Annotated in this window: 12 protein-coding genes; 6 read left to right on the top strand and 6 right to left on the bottom strand. The window is 57.7% G+C overall.

Translation table 11 applies throughout. The annotated features are described in order from the left end of the window. Positions 1 to 321: 321 nt before the first annotated feature. A complete protein-coding gene (gene nadC, locus ACZYUB_RS02020; protein WP_463945124.1) occupies positions 322 to 1,167 on the bottom strand; it encodes a carboxylating nicotinate-nucleotide diphosphorylase in 846 nt (281 codons plus the stop codon). Between the two features lie 154 nt (positions 1,168 to 1,321). On the opposite strand from nadC, the gene ampD reads away from it, so the two are divergent. The 6 genes from ampD (at position 1,322) to ACZYUB_RS02050 (ending at position 9,345) form a co-directional block, all read left to right on the top strand. After that, entirely contained in the window at positions 1,322 to 1,882 is a 561-nt protein-coding gene (ampD, locus tag ACZYUB_RS02025) for a 1,6-anhydro-N-acetylmuramyl-L-alanine amidase AmpD (RefSeq protein WP_463945126.1), read from the top strand. Between the two features lie 217 nt (positions 1,883 to 2,099). Beyond that, positions 2,100 to 2,864: a pyruvate dehydrogenase complex transcriptional repressor PdhR gene (gene pdhR / locus ACZYUB_RS02030; RefSeq protein ID WP_463945128.1), complete on the top strand. Its 765-nt coding sequence runs from the start codon at positions 2,100 to 2,102 to the stop codon at positions 2,862 to 2,864. 63 nt (positions 2,865 to 2,927) lie between these two features. Further along, the gene (aceE, locus tag ACZYUB_RS02035) at positions 2,928 to 5,624 is read left to right on the top strand and encodes a pyruvate dehydrogenase (acetyl-transferring), homodimeric type (RefSeq protein WP_463945130.1); all 2,697 of its coding nucleotides are present in this window, start codon (positions 2,928 to 2,930) and stop codon (positions 5,622 to 5,624) included. 10 nt (positions 5,625 to 5,634) lie between these two features. Continuing rightward, entirely contained in the window at positions 5,635 to 7,539 is a 1,905-nt protein-coding gene (gene aceF / locus ACZYUB_RS02040) for a pyruvate dehydrogenase complex dihydrolipoyllysine-residue acetyltransferase (RefSeq protein ID WP_463945132.1), read from the top strand. A gap of 116 nt (positions 7,540 to 7,655) precedes the next feature. Beyond that, positions 7,656 to 9,083, top strand: coding sequence for a dihydrolipoyl dehydrogenase (gene lpdA / locus ACZYUB_RS02045; protein WP_463945134.1), 1,428 nt, complete (start codon positions 7,656 to 7,658; stop codon positions 9,081 to 9,083). Positions 9,084 to 9,168: 85 nt separating this feature from the next. Then, complete coding sequence (locus ACZYUB_RS02050; protein ID WP_463945136.1) at positions 9,169 to 9,345, top strand: hypothetical protein; 177 nt, start codon at positions 9,169 to 9,171, stop codon at positions 9,343 to 9,345. Between the two features lie 53 nt (positions 9,346 to 9,398). Here the strand turns inward: ACZYUB_RS02050 and ACZYUB_RS02055 are convergent, their stop codons facing one another. The 5 genes from ACZYUB_RS02055 to icmH are packed head-to-tail and all read right to left on the bottom strand — an operon-like array spanning position 9,399 to position 17,645. After that, the gene (locus tag ACZYUB_RS02055) at positions 9,399 to 13,109 is read right to left on the bottom strand and encodes a type VI secretion protein IcmF/TssM N-terminal domain-containing protein (RefSeq protein WP_463945137.1); all 3,711 of its coding nucleotides are present in this window, start codon (positions 13,107 to 13,109) and stop codon (positions 9,399 to 9,401) included. Positions 13,110 to 13,118: 9 nt separating this feature from the next. Then, positions 13,119 to 14,627: a type VI secretion system protein TssA gene (gene tssA, locus ACZYUB_RS02060; RefSeq protein ID WP_463945139.1), complete on the bottom strand. Its 1,509-nt coding sequence runs from the start codon at positions 14,625 to 14,627 to the stop codon at positions 13,119 to 13,121. Beyond that, positions 14,624 to 15,235 carry a type VI secretion system-associated protein TagO gene (locus ACZYUB_RS02065; protein ID WP_463945141.1) on the bottom strand — a complete coding sequence of 204 codons (612 nt, stop codon included), beginning with the start codon at positions 15,233 to 15,235 and terminating at the stop codon, positions 14,624 to 14,626. The genes tssA and ACZYUB_RS02065 overlap by 4 nt, the downstream gene beginning before the upstream one ends. Continuing rightward, complete coding sequence (locus ACZYUB_RS02070; RefSeq protein ID WP_463945143.1) at positions 15,232 to 16,818, bottom strand: sigma-54 interaction domain-containing protein; 1,587 nt, start codon at positions 16,816 to 16,818, stop codon at positions 15,232 to 15,234. Before ACZYUB_RS02070 ends, ACZYUB_RS02065 begins: the two co-directional genes overlap by 4 nt. After that, a complete protein-coding gene (icmH, locus tag ACZYUB_RS02075) occupies positions 16,815 to 17,645 on the bottom strand; it encodes a type IVB secretion system protein IcmH/DotU (protein WP_463945144.1) in 831 nt (276 codons plus the stop codon). Before icmH ends, ACZYUB_RS02070 begins: the two co-directional genes overlap by 4 nt. Positions 17,646 to 17,654 lie beyond the last annotated feature (9 nt).

Consider the following 17,654-nt stretch of genomic DNA (forward strand, 5'->3'; position numbering starts at 1 on the left):
CTTACGTTTGTAGTTCCTGAGGTAAGAGGCGGTCATGCCACCACAGCGCCGATAATAGCTCCATTTGCGTGCTTGGGTATATCCCTTACCGCGCCATGGTATGGCTGATAAGCCAAAACTGTGAGGCATCACAAAGAGTAAAGCGCAAAAAATCGAAAATAGCAGTAGCCGTGGGCTTTCACGAGAAAAGAAAAGGTTGTCAAGCCTAAAAACTGTAGGATTTATCTGATAGGAAAAACAATAAAAATGAAACGGTTACATTCATCAGACCTGCTGTTATCCCTCCACCATTTTTCCGGGGGAGGGAGGTGAGCTTAGGTGTTATTCCGCGGCAAAGCGCATCGAGAGATCCAGGGCATGAACATGCTTGGTCAGGGCGCCAACCGAGATAAAATCCACACCGGTTTGCGCGAAGCGGCGAATGGTTTGCAGGTTGACGTTGCCGGAGACCTCAAGCTTGGCGCGGCCCTGATTAATCGCTACCGCTTGCTCCATCATGGGCACTTCGAAATTATCCAGCATGATGATATCCGCCTGCGCGGCCAGCGCTTGTTGCAGTTCCTCGAGATCCTCGACCTCGACCTCGACCCGTTTGCCAGGATTCAACTGTCGTGCCGTCTGCACGGCTTCGGCGATACCGCCACAGGCCAGAATATGGTTCTCCTTGATCAGATAAGCATCATGGAGTCCCATACGATGGTTGGTGCCACCGCCGCAGGTGACCGCATATTTCAGCGCCGTACGCAGACCCGGTACTGTCTTGCGAGTATCCAGCAGTTTGCAGCGGGTACCGGCCAATTCCTGCATATAGCGGGCAACCAGGGTGGCCACACCGGATAGACTCTGTACGAAGTTCAGAGCGGTGCGCTCACCGGTGAGCAGGATACGCGCCGGGCCATGGAGCCGGAACAGTGTCTGATTCGGCGCAACGGTTTCGCCGTCCTTGACCAACCACTCCACCTGTACCTCGCCGCCGAGTTGGGCAAATACCTCATTGACCCAGGCGACGCCGCAGAAAACGCCCGGCTCCCGGGTGATCACGGTGGCACTATTTTGTTTGTCTGCGGGGATCAGCTGAGCTGTGATGTCGGCTCCGGCGTCCAGAATGCCGCCCAGATCCTCTTCCAGTGCGTGACGTACAGCGCGTTGAATATCCTGTTGCAACATGATGAGTCCTGTATCAAGTGGCCGGAGCAAGAAGGCAAAACGGCTCTGGCGCTTGGCAATCGAATGGGGGCAAGGATAGCATGAAGCCTGGCACCCTCCCAGCCTCGGCAGGCAGGTGATTGGCTCTGGGGTTTGTCGTTCATTGAGGAATAACATGACGCTACAGAAGATGGTGATCGAGGATGGTTGGCTGGTTCCGGCTCGACACCTCTGTTCTCCGCATCAGAATCCACGGCCTGCGGGTGAGGTGTCGCTGCTGGTCATTCACGGCATCAGCTTGCCGCCGGGCGAGTTCGGAGGTTCCTGGATTGACGATCTGTTTATGGGACGACTGGATGCCCATGCTCATCCCTATTTTGCCACGATCGCCGGTTTACAGGTCTCGGCTCACTGCCTGATCCGTCGGGATGGTGAACTGGTGCAGTATGTGCCGTTTTCTGCCCGCGCCTGGCATGCTGGTGTTTCCAGTTATGCAGGGCGTTCGGCCTGCAATGATTTTTCCATCGGTATCGAGCTCGAAGGCACCGACGACAGCGGCTATACCCCTGCACAATACGAGACTCTGGTGGCGGTGACCCGTGTATTGTTACAGCATTACCCCGATCTGACGCCGGAACGGATCGTCGGCCACAGCGATATAGCGCCGGGCCGCAAGACGGACCCGGGCCCGGGTTTTGACTGGGATCTCTATCGCCAACTATTGACCTCGGTTTGATACATCCACTCTGACGACGATTTACACCTCGCTCTGCCATTTTCTGTCGTGCGATACCTGCAACTTCACTCTCTTGGTCTGACCATCAGAATCATCTCCACTCCTTCAACTGGGTGATTCCGTTGACCGAGATCATTTTTTGTATGGACATTTGTTAATGAAGTTGCTAATTTTCGTTGCATATAGATGTATTGGTAATACCAATTAGCAGCCCATAATGCCCATTCGCAAGAACCAAGCCCCCAAACTGGCAGATGCTATCGTCGCTGAACTCGAGCAGATGATAGTGGATGGCAGCCTGCAACCCGGACAAAAACTGCTGCCGGAGCGTGAGCTCGCGGTGCAGTTTCAAGTATCCCGTCCGTCGTTGCGTGAGGCCATCCAGCGCCTGGAGGCCCGGGGATTGCTCTATCGGCGGCAAGGGGGCGGCACCTATGTACAGCAGGAGTTGAATCGTGGTCTGACCGACCCGTTGTTCGACTTGTTGCTGAACAACCCGGAGTCGCAATTTGATCTGCTAGAGTTTCGCCATGTGCTGGAAGGGGTTGCCGCCTATTATGCGGCGTTGCGTGGTACCGAAGTGGACTTCGAACGTATCCGCGTCGCGCAAGCCAATATCGAAGCAGCCCAGCAGCAAGCGGACTTGGCCGGTGAAGCCGAAGCGGTCACAGATTTTTATCTGGTGATGATGGAGGCTTCCCATAACGCCGTATTGCTCCATCTGGTCCGAGCGTTACGCACCTTGCTGGAGCGCAATATCTTGCGCAACATCGAAGTGTTGAACCAGCGCCCGGGCGTGGTTAACCGGATCCGCCGTCATAGGTCTGACCTGATTGCGGCGATCTTGGCCGGGCAACCGGAACAGGCGCGGGATGCCTGTCATGAGCATCTCGCCTTTATCGAGGACACCTTGCTGGATATTCAGCGGGAAGATTTGCGAACCCAGCGGCAAACTCGCCAGGTCCGCATGCGCCCGAGCTGACCACGAGTGTGCCCATATCGTCATTCAAAACAGCTATTGCCGTTAACGAGATAGGAAACAGCCATGTCTGAACTCCTCAGAAACGATGTGGATCCGGTAGAGACCCGCGAGTGGCTTCAAGCCCTTGAGTCACTGCTGCGTGAAGAAGGTCCGGAGCGCGCTCGCTTCATCATCGACCAGTTGGCCGAGCAGGCCCGCAAGGCCGGTGTCGATCTGGCCGCGGCCGGCAAGGGTGGCAGCATCCTCACCGACTACATCAACACCATTGCTACCAGCGATGAGCCGGCCTATCCGGGCGACAAGGAGCTGGAACGCCGTATCCGCGCTATTATCCGCTGGAATGCGGTCATGATCGTGTTGCGGGCGTCGAAGAAGGGGTTGGATTTGGGTGGGCACATGTCCTCCTTCGCCTCTTCTGCCACCGTGTATGAAGTTGCCTTCAACCACTTCTTCCGTGCCCGCAACGAGAAGGATGGCGGCGATCTGGTTTACTTCCAGGGCCACATCTCGCCGGGTGTCTATGCTCGTGCGTTTGTGGAAGGTCGTCTGACCGAAACCCAGCTGGATAGCTTCCGTCAGGAAGTGGATGGCCAGGGGCTCTCCTCCTATCCGCATCCGAAGCTGATGCCAACCTTCTGGCAGTTCCCGACTGTTTCCATGGGTTTGGGTCCTATTGGTTCCATCTACCAGGCGCGCTTCCTCAAGTATCTGACCGATCGGGGTCTGAAAGATTGCTCCGAGCAGAAGGTGTATGCCTTCCTCGGTGACGGGGAAATGGATGAGCCGGAATCCAAGGGCGCCATTACCGTTGCCGTCCGCGAGAAGCTGGACAACCTGATCTTCGTGATCAACTGCAACCTGCAGCGTCTGGATGGTCCTGTGGTTGGTAACGGCAAGGTCATTCACGAGTTGGAAGGTCTGTTCCGCGGCGCAGGCTGGGAAGTGATCAAGGTGATCTGGGGCAGCAAGTGGGATGAGCTGTTGCAGAAGGATACCTCCGGCAAGCTGTTGCAACTGATGAATGAAACCGTGGATGGCGATTACCAGACCTTCAAGTCGAAGAATGGTGCCTATGTTCGCGAACACTTCTTCGGTAAGTATCCGGAAACTGCAGCCCTGGTTGCTGACTGGACTGATGAGCAGATCTTCAGTCTGAACCGTGGTGGCCATGATCCGCGTAAAGTCTACGCGGCCTTCAAAAAAGCCAACGAGACCAAGGGCAAGCCCGTAGTTATTCTGGCCAAGACCATCAAGGGTTATGGCATGGGCGAAGCGGCCGAAGGCAAGAATATCGCTCACCAGGTGAAGAAGATGGAGCTGGACTCCGTGCGTCATCTGCGCGATCGCTTCCAGGTGCCGGTGGCCGATGAGCAACTCGAAGAGCTGCCATACCTGTCATTTGAACAGGGCTCTGCCGAGTGGAACTACCTGCATGAGCGCCGCAAGGCTCTGAAGGGGTATCTGCCAAGCCGTCTGCCGCAAACCACGGTCAAACTGGATATCCCTGAATTGTCAGCCTTTGATGCGCTGCTGGGTGAACAGAACCGCGAAATTTCTACCACCATGGCGTTTGTGCGTTCCCTGAACGTGCTGCTCAAGGACAAGTCAGTCGGTCAACGTATCGTACCGATCCTGGCTGATGAGGCCCGTACCTTCGGTATGGAAGGCCTGTTCCGCCAGATTGGTATCTACAGCCCGCACGGTCAGCAATATACCCCGCAAGACCGCGACATCGTCTCCTACTACAAGGAAGACAAGAAGGGCCAGATCCTGCAAGACGGTATCAACGAACTGGGCGCTATGTCCTCCTGGTTGGCTGCTGCGACCTCCTACAGCACCAACGACTGCCCGATGATTCCGTTCTACATCTACTATTCGATGTTCGGTTTCCAACGGGTCGGCGATATGTGCTGGGCGGCTGGTGACCAACAAGCGCGCGGTTTCCTGCTGGGCGCGACCTCCGGTCGTACCACGTTGAACGGTGAAGGTCTGCAACACGAAGATGGCCATAGCCACATCCTGGCGGGCACCATTCCAAACTGCATCAGCTACGATCCGTCATTTGCCTATGAAGTTGCGGTCATCATTCAGGATGGTCTGCGTCGCATGTATGGCGACCAACCGGAAAACATCTACTACTACATCACCACCCTGAACGAAAACTACGTTCACCCGGCGATGCCTGCCGGTGCCGAAGAGGGTATTCGCAAGGGTATCTACAAGCTGGAAACCGTGGCTGGTGACAAGAGCAAGACTGCGGGCCAAGAGCTGAGCGTCCAGCTGCTGGGTTGTGGTTCCATCCTCAACTACGCACGTCGTGCCGCCGTGATCCTGAGCGAAGAGTACGGTATCGGCTCCGATGTGTTCAGCGTCACCAGCTTCAACGAACTGGCCCGTGATGGTCAGGACGCCGATCGCTGGAACATGTTGCACCCGCAGAGCGAGCCTCGCGTGCCGTACATCGCCCAGGTGCTGGGCAAGGCTCCGGCGATTGCGGCGACCGACTACATGAAGGTGTATGGCGATCAGGTCCGGGCCTTTGTGCCGGCCGAAAGCTACCGCGTGCTGGGGACCGACGGTTTCGGTCGTTCCGATAGCCGTGAGAACCTGCGTCGTCACTTTGAAGTGAACGAAGGCTATATCGTGGTCGCGGCTCTGACCGAACTGGCCAAGCTGGGCCGGATCGATGTCGCGCTGGTGGCACAAGCCATAGCCAAGTTCGGCATCGATGCCGACAAGATCAACCCGCTGTACGCGTAAGGGGATGGGAATGTCTATCGAAATTTATGTGCCGGATATCGGCGGTGACGAGGTCGCGGTAACCGAGATCCTGGTCAAGGTCGGGGATACCGTGGATGCGGAACAATCCCTGCTGACCGTGGAAGGCGACAAGGCCTCCATGGAAGTTCCATCCCCGCAGGCGGGGGTGGTCAAAGCCATCAAGATTGCGGTGGGTGACAAGGTGAATACCGGCACCTTGATCATGGAATTCGAAGCGGCCGCTGCGGCTGCTTCCGCTCCAGCTCCGGTGGCTGCCGCCGCAGCTCCGGCTGTTGCGACTCCGGCTGTTGCGACTCCGACTGTGGCCGCGCTGCAGGATGTGCATGTTCCGGATATCGGTGGTGATGAAGTCGCGGTGACCGAAATTCTGGTCAAGGTTGGCGATGTGGTTTCGGCGGACCAATCCCTGCTGACTGTGGAAGGTGACAAGGCCTCGATGGAGGTACCGGCGCCGTTTGCTGGCACGGTGAAATCCATCCAGGTTACGACCGGTGATAAGGTCGCTACCGGCTCTCTCATCATGGTATTCGAAGTTGCTGGTGCCGCGACCGCCGCCGTAGCTGCCCCTGCAGCCGCGTCAGCGCCAGCTTCTGCAACTGTGGTCAGCGCCGAGCAGGCGGTCAAGGTTCCGGATATCGGTGGCGATGAAGTCGCTGTCACCGAAATTCTGGTCAAGGTGGGCGATGTGGTCACGGCCGACCAATCCCTGCTGACCGTGGAAGGCGATAAGGCCTCCATGGAAGTTCCAGCTCCGTTTGCCGGTACTGTGAAGGCTATCCAAGTCGCCATTGGTGATAAGGTCGCCACTGGCTCCCTCATCATGACCTTCGAAGTTGCAGGTGCAGCGCCTGTCGTGGCTGCTGCTCCGGTTGCTGCGACCCCGGCCTCGGCCCCTGTCGCTACTGCAGCGCCAGCGCCTGTGGTTGCCGCCAAGGCCGAAGAGAAGGGTGACTTTGTCGCCAATGATGCCTATGTGCACGCTTCCCCGGCGGTGCGTCGTCTGGCGCGGGAATTTGGCGTCAACCTGGCCAAGGTCAAGGGTTCAGGCCGTAAGGGCCGGATCCAGAAGGAAGATGTGCAGTCCTACGTCAAGGATGCCATCAAGCGTGCCGAATCGGCTCCGGCTGTCGGTGCTGCCTCCGGCTCGGGTCTGGGCGTACTGCCATGGCCGAAGGTCGACTTTGCCAAGTTCGGTGCTGTCGAAGAGATAGAACTGACCCGGATCCAGAAGATTTCCGGTCCGAACCTGCATCGCAACTGGGTGATGATCCCCCATGTGACCCAGTTCGACGAGACCGATATCACCGATCTGGAAGCCTTCCGCAAGGAACAGAACGTCATCGCCGACAAGCAGCAACTGGGCTTCAAGATCACACCGCTGGTGTTCATCCTGAAGGCCGCGGCCAAGGCACTGGAAGCCCATCCGCGCTTCTGCAGCTCCCTGTCGGAAGATGGCAGCAAGCTCATCATGAAGAAGTACATCCATATCGGTGTGGCGGTTGATACGCCAAACGGTCTGGTGGTTCCTGTGGTGCGCGACGTCAACAAGAAGGGGATCTACGAGCTGTCGCAAGACCTGGCCGAGATCTCCAAGAAGGCGCGTAACGGAAAGCTGACCGCTTCCGACATGCAGGGCGGTTGCTTCACCATCTCCAGCCTGGGTGGCATCGGCGGTACCAGCTTCACGCCGATCGTCAATGCACCGGAAGTGGCGATCCTCGGGGTCTCCAAGTCCGACTTCAAACCGAAGTGGAATGGCAAGGAGTTCGAGCCGCGTCTGACACTGCCGCTGGCGCTCTCCTATGACCACCGGGTGATTGATGGTGCCGATGGCGCCCGCTTCATCACCACACTGAGTGGGGCACTGGCGGACATTCGCCGTCTGGTGCTGTAACTGTGACCGGGCAGGCATGAGCCTGCCCCTTTGCTTCGCGTACCAAGCAAACTGACTGTATGCTTGCCGGGTAGAACAAGCGTTCAGCTCGGCAACCCATGTGAAAAGAGGTCATGATGAGCAATCAAATTAAAACTCAGGTGGTGGTGGTGGGCGCAGGCCCTGCCGGTTATTCCGCAGCCTTTCGCTGTGCCGACCTGGGGCTCGACACCGTATTGATCGAACGTTACAGCACCCTGGGTGGTGTCTGTCTGAACGTTGGTTGTATCCCCTCCAAGGCCCTGTTGCATGTGGCCAAGGTGATTGAAGAAGCCAAGGCCCTGGCGGCCCACGGTATCGTCTTCGGTGAGCCACATACTGATATCGACAAGATCCGTCTGTGGAAGGAAAAGGTCGTTGGCAAGCTGACGGGTGGTCTGGCCGGTATGGCCAAACAGCGCAAGGTGCAGGTCGTCAATGGCGTCGCCAAGTTTACGGCTTCCCATAGCTTGGAAGTGACTGCCAATGACGGCAGCAAGACGGTGGTCAACTTCGACAACGCCATCATCGCCGCCGGTTCCCGTCCGGTGAAGCTGCCGTTTATTCCCCATGATGATCCACGCGTTTGGGATTCGACCGATGCGTTGGAGCTCAAAACCGTTCCTGGAAAGTTGCTGGTTCTGGGCGGCGGTATCATCGGTCTGGAAATGGGTACCGTCTATTCAGCACTGGGTGCCGAGATCGACGTGGTCGAGTTTGCCGATCAACTGGTTCCGGCTGCCGATAAGGATGTAGTCAAGGTTTACACCAAACGGGTTGAGGGCAAGTTCAACTTGATGCTGGAAACCAAGGTGACGGCCGTTGAAGCCCGGGCTGATGGTCTGTATGTCTCCTTTGAAGGTAAGCATGCGCCGGCGGAACCCGTTCGCTATGACAGCGTGCTGGTCGCGGTTGGTCGGGTGCCGAACGGCAAGATGCTGGATGCTGAGAAGGCCGGTGTTGCCGTCACCGAACGGGGTTTCATCGAGGTCGACAAGCAACTGCGGACCAATGTGGCGCACATCTTCGCGATCGGCGATATCGTCGGTCAGCCGATGCTGGCACACAAAGGCGTGCATGAAGGGCATGTGGCGGCCGAAGTCATCGCCGGCAAGAAGCATTACTTCGATCCTAAGGTGATCCCTTCCATCGCCTATACCGAGCCAGAAATTGCGTGGGTGGGGCTGACCGAGAAAGAAGCCAAGCAACAAGGCATCAACTACGAAACCTCGGTGTTCCCGTGGGCGGCTTCCGGGCGCGCCATCGCCTCGGATTGTGCCGACGGTATGACCAAGCTGATTTTCGACAAGTCCTCCGGCCGGGTGATCGGTGGCGCTATTGTCGGCACCAATGGCGGTGAGTTGCTGGGTGAAATCGGTCTGGCCATCGAAATGGGGGCCGATGCCGAAGATATCGCGCTGACCATCCATGCCCACCCGACCTTGCATGAGTCGGTCGGTCTGGCTGCCGAAGTGTTCGAAGGTTCTATCACCGACCTGCCAAACGCCAAGGCGAAAAAGCGTTAAGCCGATACCTCCGTTCGCTGATCGGCGGTTGCGTTATACTCAAGGCGACTCCTTTTGGAGTCGCCTTGTTGTTTGGGGAGGTTCTATGTATCCATGGCTCATGGTGCTGATGTTGCTGATCAGTGGTTGTTCTGCTCAGGATCCGGTCCGCGTCCGGCGTGCAGATATCGAAGTGGGGGATACCCGCATCAGCGTGGATGATGGTCACTCGGGTAATGGCACCTTTTGTCCTCCCGGGCAAGCCAAGAAGGGTCGTTGCTGATATCTGGCTGTTTTGATGCGATCTTTGAATCGCTCATCTGGCAACATTATGCCTCACGGCTGCGCGCTCAGGGTTTTCGGTAGCCGGAAGTGACGAAAGAGCGTCATCTCCAGAGGTGCGGCCTCAGTGCTCAGCCGATAGCGCATTTGCCCACCATCCACGGTGAAGGTTAGTTCTCGACTGCTGCTGTTTCCGGCGTCGGAGCCGGTTATCACCATCTCGTCCATTCCGGTGCCCGTGCTCCCGCCAGCGTCGGAAGGTGACGCCTCTAGCGCTTGCTCCAACAAACGAAACAAGGCCCAGGGTCCTTGTGCGCTGATGCTGCGCGGTGAGCGTTGCCGCTCGGTCGGGATCAGCGTCAGCTTGCTGACACCCGTTCCCTCGGGATCATTTGGCCAGATGAGGTGGGTTCGCAGCCCGGCATCATGGTTGTAATCGAGTAGTTGCCCTTCCAGATCCAGGATACTGCGCCGTTTATTGGCCGATAGGTGCAAGGGTTGCAGCCAGAAGTTCATTTCCAATTTGCCTTCTGGGTTGAACAGCAGGCGTCGAATTTGTTCGACCTGGGTGACGGATGCCAACAGCTCGGTATAGGGATCCGTGGGCTCTGCGGTTTTCGTTGCCGTCGGTTGCTGATGGCCCGGCCAGGGGGCATAGCCCGTGCGCATTAGCCAGGGGGCTAGTTGTTGCTGATAGAAACGATCGAAGGTGCCTTGTGGCGCAAAGAAATGCTCCATATCCGCCAGGGAGACATCTGCGATATCGTTGGTGGCGAACGGATAACGGTTGGCGAGCCGTTGTTCATATTCGCTGAGCACCTGGGATTGCCATTGCTGCTCCAGAGCCTGTAGCGCCTCCTGATGCAACAGGTGTTCGGCTTGCTGTGCCCAAGTCGTGAACCAGTGGTCGAACGGTGCGGGTAGACTGGCCGCTTGTTGTTGAAACTGTGTCAATACTGATGGTGCAGTCTCAGTTTGCAGGGCGGCTAATGCGCTTGTTCCCTGATCATCGGCATTTAGCAGGGGCTGTAAATAGCGCTCCAGATTGCGCAGGTCCTGTTCCAGCTCGGCCAGTCGAGAAGGGCGCTGCTCCTGGGGCTGGCCGAATGCGAGCAAGGATTGCCATACGGGAACTGTTGGCGGCAGTGGAAGATGGTCTGGTGAAGTCTCCGACTCTGGCGGCGTGGTTGGGGTGGCGTTGGATGTCACTGGCTGAAGTGGCACCGGGTATGCCATCGACTGGGTCAAACGCTGCAGCAACTGTGACAGCGGTTGTTCTGGGTGAGTAAAGAGCGCCAATTGCTGCAGCACTTGCTCTTTGGTGTCGGCGGCGGGCATCACCACACTGTCCAGCGCGAGACGCCAACGGGCTTCAGCGTCGAGCTGGTAAGCTTCCCCAAGCTGCTGCCATAACTGCTGTTGATAACCGGGATCCAGGGGAGTTAAGGGGCCTCGAGTCCGATCATCTTGGCCCAAAACCCACAGCTCCAGTGCCGCCTGCTGCAGTAACCTGGATTTTTGGCTCATCGCATAGTGCCAGCCCTGGATGGTAAATAGCCGGGGTAGTTGCAGCGCTACATCCTGAGTGCTAACCACTGGTAGCAGGAGTCCTGCTCCCTCGCGATAGTGTGCGTTGGCACTCGACGCATCGGAGCTCATCATATCGGTACTCAGTGCATTGGCAACCTCATGTTCCGAGCCTGCATTTGGCCAGATTAATCGGCGTAGATCTACCGGCTCCGGCAGCTCCGCTGCCGCCATCGTCGTTAATTGTTGGTATAGGCGCTGATAGGCGGGAACGGTTTGTAACTCGCTTTGTGCCTGATGGATCGCCTGCGAAAAAGGTGCGTAATCGGTTCGCGCCAATTGGTCTCCAGTGGCTCGTTTGTGAGCCCAACGAGTGTATTGCAACGCCATTTGCACATGGCGCTGGAGTCGCTGCTGTCCCTGGTTATCCAGTATCCCGTAAGCTGCATGCCCCGTATCGAACAGAGCAGTCATCTGGTGTTGCAGGTAGCGGTCTAGCCACTCTGGTCGGTTGCGTGGGGGGGCATCCAGCAACCGAATCAGGGTCAGCCATGGTAGTTTCTCCTGACCGGCGGAGGCGTCCATTTGCTGAACCAGGATGCGCATCAGACGGGGCAATAGCTGATGTTCCAGCTGGGCCAGATAACGATTCTGCATCCCTTGCTGTAGTACTCCTCCCTGGTAAAGCCCCATCTCTTTGACGCGATCCAGGAGCGGTGTCGAAGGCGGTACGGCTTGCCCTAGTTGGACATCCAGCAGGTTATCCAGGATCAACACCTGGCGAGCTAGATCGCTATTCGGCGTCGGATGAGTCGATAACCCTAGGGGCTGAGTGGGCGTCAGGCGGGTTAGCCATTGCTGCAATCGAAGCTGGTTGACCTGGTAGAAATAGTGCCAACCGCCGAGCAGGGCCAAAGATCCGAGGAGCATCACGCCTAGCAGGACGCGCCGTTGCATGCGCTGATGGCGGGCATAACTTAGGGCTGGTGGGCACAAGGTCGATTCTGGCAGTACGACAGACTGCCAGTACCGGGCAATAAAACTTGGCTTCGACTTGTCATGAGGCACGGGTACGCCGCTTGCGCTCTGTAGTTGGTAATGGTCGTTGGTGGCATGAATCAGCATCGGGATCCCGTTGTGACTCTGTGCAAACAGCTCCGGTGCGGGCGACGGCTCACCATGACTGCCCAGGAAAAATCCTCGCAGCTGTATCTGTGGCTGAGAGTGGAGTAACTGCTGCAACCAGCGGCTGCTAGCAAGCTGCAGCTCTGTTAATTGCTGCGGCAGACGGAACAGGCTCGCTCGCCGGTGTGGTTGGTCGTGGCTGAGCAGCAATGACGGTAAGGCATGAGCCAACTGCTCCCGCCAGTGCTGCCAAAACCCCTGAAGTTCATCCTGCCAGTGATGGCTGTGCTGACTGAATTGCACGCCGAGCGGTTGCTGTTGGCTATCGGGGGGGAGGGCGTTAGACCAGAGCGTGAATCCCTCCAGCGCCTCCAGTCCAGTGGTGTAGCAGTAAAGCCGGGGATGGATCTGCAACTGCTCGGCAATTTCCTGCAGACGAACAATGAGCCGTCGGGTCTCTCTGCTGGCGTGTTGCTCTGGACTGAGTAGCCAAGCAGGATCCAGTAATAGCAGTATGCCATGCAGTGGCGCTCGGGGACGACATTGACGCAGTGCTGCATAGAGTTGCGCCCAGACGGCTTCGTCCGATACCTCGCCCTGTGCCCAATCTTGAATTCGAGGTTCGAGCAGAGTTGCTTCGGTGCCCAGCCAGGCTTGCAACTGTGCCGACCCAGAATCAACTTTATGAAAGCGCATGTTACCCCAAGGGGGCGAGTGTGCTGAGTCCGCATCGAGTTGTTGCAGCCACGCCTCGCTATTCAGGGCTGTGGGGTTGAGGAGCAAGTACCAGGGTCTTTGTTGCTGCTCCGGCTGTCGACCGAGCGCCGTGAGCCAGCCGAGATCCGTTGTCGGGGATTCGGCTGATGAGGATCCGGATTGCGGTGGTAGCCGTTGTCGACGCCAATAGAAAAATAGCGCCATACCGGCGAGCAGCAGCCAAAGCCAGAGTTGGGTCCACTGCCAGGTATCGAGCCAACTGATGTGGGTCCGGGTGAGCGGTTTCCAGAGCCAGAGCAGGATCAGGCTGCTTGCCCATCCACCGACAAGCCAGCGCCAGAGGGGTGCGCGGAAGGTGCGACGGAAACGGGATGTCAGGGCAGAGAGTGTCACCATGGCGGAGTCCTAAGCGTGGGATTCTGGAATGGGGCAGCGGCGGCAGTGTGCGGCCAGCTGCACCATGAGTTGTGGATTCCATTCCGCCAGGCTCAACTGCCGGGCATGCTGCTGCAGCAACCGGTAATAGTGAGCGGCGATGGCAGTTTGTTGTTGCTGTTCCAGATGGTGCGCCATCCCGAGTAACAGCTGGAACTGTTGCTCGGGTGAGGAGCTGTGTTGCAGCGCCTGCTCGATGCTGGCCATATCGGCAGGTAATGAATTGCCCTCGCTCGGTGCCGAGGTGATAGGGCTGCTGTGATGCAGCCACTGAACTCCTTCCGCGCTGAGTAGGGGCGTACCATCGACGAAGGCCAGATGTTCGAGTCCGGGTAGTCGTTGCAGCAACTGACGCAGTTCCTGAGCTATGGCGTGGGCAATGGTTGGATAACCCAGGCTCTGGGCTGCATGCGCCGATAGCCAGTGTCCTTCCAGCCAGAATGGCGATAGCGTCAGGCTCTGTTCAATCTGTTGCCATAGCTCGATAGTTGGTGTCGCCAGACCTTGTCGGTAGTCATGTCGACGGTCTGCATCGGGAGCTGCCAGCTGGGTGCGTTGCTGTGCCGAGTGGCTGGGTAAGGTCTCGATCCCGCTCCAGAGGGCATAGCGTCGTAGCCGGTACCCAATCGGGTGTGCCATATCGTGCTGGATCAGTTGCTTGGCCAACTCCAGCAGCGCCTGGCGTCGCGCCCGGGATGATGGAGGATCGGCCGTTGTGAATGCGGCCATCGCCTCAAGGTTGATGGCAGCAAGCGAAACTTGCGCCTCAGGGGTTGGGCGGGGTGTGACCTCCTCTGGAGCGACGGCCAGTACTGTGGCTGTCGGGTGAGTGGTGTTGATTACGGCGTCTGGATCCTGCTCCGGTAGCTGTTGTATGGCTTGACGCAGCTGCTGACTGGCGGTGGCAAGCAAGCAGTTGTCATTGGCGAGACAATGGTTTTCGAGCTGATGAGCTTGGAGTTCTAGTTGCTGTCGTTGTTGCGCAGGGAGTGGCTCCAGTCGTAAGCAGGCTGTTTGCAAACGCTGCAGGTTCTGGTGCAACAGTCGCTGCTGTCTATGTCCGCTAGCGCTGGTGGATGGCGCAGCATAGTGTTGCAACCAGAGTTGCAATAACTGTACAGCGAGCGTCAGATCGGCGGCATCGGCGGTCTGCAGCAGAGCGCGTAGCAATTGAGTGACCAGCCGAAGATCCTTGCTGCGCTGCTCCAGCAGTTGCAGCGCGAATTCGCAAACCTGGGGGATATCCACCTGTTCATGCTGCAGACTGCCTAGTTTGAGCATGGCGGTTTCAATGTATTCCCAACGCGCATCAGCCAGAAAACCCTCCGTCGTAAACGGCGTTCCGAGTGCCGATGAGACCAGATCAGAATGTTCCGCCAGAGGGGCAAGCAGGCGCTGACACCAGGGATGCAGTTCTGCTTCACTTCCGATTGCATCCGGAGCCGGAGGGGTCGTCGAGAGTAAATGTTGGTCGATCACCAGTGACACTCCCGTCGCAATGGCGCTATGGCCGTCGACAAATCGTGCAGGTCGAATTGCAGGTGCGGTGTGGCGTCGAGCTTGAACTGTACCTGCTCGGCACCTAACCAGCTCTTGAGCTGGGCGATGGCCGGAAGGCCGCGGCCCGATTCCAGTACTTGCCGTTGCTGACGCAAAAACCAGTGGACTGGGTATGGTTGACCGTCCAGCAACAGTACGGGGGCGCTGGCGGTGACAGGTAACGGCTGTTCCAGATGCACGGACAGATGAGTGATCCGCTGCTGGCAACGGATCATCAGACGCGCTCCCGGGATGCGTTGCTGCAGCGAGAGCGCGTCGGGCTGAATATCCAGCTCGAACGCCGATGTCGTCAGCGGGGAGGCCGGAGATGCAACCTTGGGGTCACCCGATACGAGGTGTGGGCTATGTTCGAGCAATTCAGGTGTTAGATCTCGAACCTGCTGATCGTAACAAGCCAGCCGTACCAAGGGTGATAGCAACCGGTAGCAAGTCGTGATGGCGTGCTGTTGCCCTGCGGCGAGTTCAGATGCCGAGGTGATGCTCCCGGGCCAGAGGCAGACATAGCCAATGAAGAGGAGCCGTTTCATCGCAGCTCCAGCTTTTGGCATTTATGGTCCAGAGTGCGCTTGGGCAAACCCAGACTGGCTGCGGCCAATCCTCGATTCCCCTGATAGAAATCGAGACGGGCGCGGATGACGTCGGCCTCGAAACGGCGTAGGGCCAGTCGCAGATCGCGGATATGCTGGTAGCTATCGCCATGTTCCTGGCTGGTTTGCAGGCGCTGTTGCCAACTCGGGGGCAGGTTGTGCCACTGCACGACAGCGCCATCCTCGGTGTGGGCACAGGCAACCTCCAAGAGATTCTTGAGCTCGCGAATGTTGCCTGGAAAACCATAGCTGCCCAGCAGGGAGAGCAGTTCCGGTGCCAGCCCAGGTAACAGACGTTGATGCTGTTGTGAAAATTGCCGGATGAAGTGCAGGCTCAAAGGCTGCAAGTCATCTGGACGCTCCCGTAACGGAGTCAGCTGGATTTGACACTGGCACAACCGATGGTAGAGATCGACCCTGAAGCGTCGCTCGGTGAGCTGCTGATCCAGTGGTTGGTGGGTGGCGGCGATCAGCCGGAATTCGCTCGGTTGTTCCTGTGAACATCCCAAGGGGCGATAGCGGCGACTCTCCAGAACGCGCAGCAGTTTGGCTTGCATGGTCAGTGGCATATCACCTATTTCATCCAGAAACAGGGTTCCGCCGTGAGCTTGAGCCAGCAGGCCGGCTTGTGGTGCCGATGCTCCAGAAAAGGCGCCTTTTTGAAAACCGAAGAGCTCGCTTTCGATGAGATTCTCCGGAATGGCGGCGCAGTTGATGGCGATGAAGGGCGCGTGCTTGCGTGGCGATAGGTCGTGCAACAACCGGGCGACCACATCCTTGCCGGTACCCGTTTCGCCCAGCAGCAAAACCGATAATGTATGCTGACTGGCTTGCTGTACCTGCTGACGGAGCAGTTGGGTGTGCGGTGATTGGCCAAGCAATCGTTGTTCCAGCAAGCAGGTCGGCAGGGTCTGTTTCCCCTGTTTTTTAACTTCCAGGGCCTTAACCCCTGGGCTCCTGGCGAGAGAGGACTTCATCTCGGAGGTCCGCTGCGGCGGCAAGCTGTATTCGTTGTTTATAGCGGTGGTAGGACTGGCGGCGGCAGTCATCCTTTGTTGGTACTGTTGCTGACTTGAGCGAAGCCGCTGTTGCAGTGAGGCGTCTTGCTGCCAATCCCTGATCCGCGTTGCCGTACCAAACAGCGCCAGTAGGCCCCAGCAGTGACTTGAATTTCCCAGGGCACACAGCAGAACGCCGCCGTCGGCGATAATGGGCGAGAGTGCGGAACAATGCTGGTGGATCCGGGCCAGCGGGCTGCTATTTAGGCGAGCCCAACCCTGAGTGCCACTCTGTTGCAGATGGTGCAACCAGAGATTACAACCGTGCTGCATCCCTGACGGGGGTTGTAATCCGCAGGCCGACGCCAACTGCCACTCGATGCGTTGGCCTTCTGCGTGTGGCTGACCAAACAAGATGTCATCCGGCTGGTAATGACGCCGGATTGCCATCAGCAACTGCTCCGCTACGACCTGCTCATGTGGTGGCATAGGCCGGGACATCGACCTGGTCATGCTCTGGCTCATAACGGACTCCCGGCGGCGAGGCTTGCCATCAATAATTGCACGATCTGCTGACTTTGCTGCTGCAAGCTCTGGTGATAACAAAGAAAAACCAACATCAGGATCAGCACTATGGCCAGGGCATAGAGCAGCAGAGAGAGCGGTGCTTCTGCATGATGCGGCTTGGGTTGTGAGGGCGAGATCCAGTGCAAATCGCTACTTGCCGACGGGGTCGGGTAGAGTTGCTGATGCAGACGTTGACGTAACTGTCGTAGTGCTACTTCCCCCTGTGGCAAAACCCGGTAACGGCCTTCGTAACCCAGATCCAGGCATATCAGGAAAAACTGCAGCACATCGCGGTGGCGTTCAGGAGCCGTCCTCAATTCTGACAGGCGGATGAAGAAGCGCTCACCGCCCCAACTTTCATTATGAAACCGGGTCAGCAGCGAGTAACCGGCCCAGATGCCCTGATGGCCCCAGGGCTGACTCATCACGGCTTCATCGAGCGAGCAGCACAAGGCGTAGCGGCAGTCGACCCAGGTTTGGGGCTCGATACCTTGGGCGTTGAGGTGTGCTTCCAACTGCTGAATCTCGTCGGCCACTTGTCGATACAGTCTGCTGTCTTGCTCGGGTCGGTAATGTTGCCGGATATTCACCATCAAATTCAGCAGCGGTCGGGCTGATTCGATCAATAGATTCTCGGTCCAGGATTGAACCGGAGCAGTCGAGGCCCAGCGCAGCGCAGATGCTGGTTGTCGGAACTGAGTGAGATCGGCCAGTGCGACACCGGCTAAGCGGGTGCCGGATTGTGGGAACAACGGTTGGTGTACGGTCGAGTTGATCACATCCATCTTGATTCT

The organism is Pseudaeromonas sp. HNCC25DJ182 (genome assembly GCF_055413365.1).

Coding starts and splice junctions, on each gene's coding strand:
- pdhR (WP_463945128.1), top strand. CDS start 2,100: ATGCCCATTCGCAAGAACCAAGCCCCCAAACTGGCAGATGCTATCGTC.
- aceE (WP_463945130.1), top strand. CDS start 2,928: ATGTCTGAACTCCTCAGAAACGATGTGGATCCGGTAGAGACCCGCGAG.
- ACZYUB_RS02065 (WP_463945141.1), bottom strand. CDS start 15,235: ATGAAACGGCTCCTCTTCATTGGCTATGTCTGCCTCTGGCCCGGGAGC.
- ampD (WP_463945126.1), top strand. CDS start 1,322: ATGACGCTACAGAAGATGGTGATCGAGGATGGTTGGCTGGTTCCGGCT.
- icmH (WP_463945144.1), bottom strand. CDS start 17,645: ATGGATGTGATCAACTCGACCGTACACCAACCGTTGTTCCCACAATCC.
- nadC (WP_463945124.1), bottom strand. CDS start 1,167: ATGTTGCAACAGGATATTCAACGCGCTGTACGTCACGCACTGGAAGAG.
- ACZYUB_RS02055 (WP_463945137.1), bottom strand. CDS start 13,109: ATGGTGACACTCTCTGCCCTGACATCCCGTTTCCGTCGCACCTTCCGC.
- ACZYUB_RS02050 (WP_463945136.1), top strand. CDS start 9,169: ATGTATCCATGGCTCATGGTGCTGATGTTGCTGATCAGTGGTTGTTCT.
- lpdA (WP_463945134.1), top strand. CDS start 7,656: ATGAGCAATCAAATTAAAACTCAGGTGGTGGTGGTGGGCGCAGGCCCT.
- ACZYUB_RS02070 (WP_463945143.1), bottom strand. CDS start 16,818: ATGAGCCAGAGCATGACCAGGTCGATGTCCCGGCCTATGCCACCACAT.
- aceF (WP_463945132.1), top strand. CDS start 5,635: ATGTCTATCGAAATTTATGTGCCGGATATCGGCGGTGACGAGGTCGCG.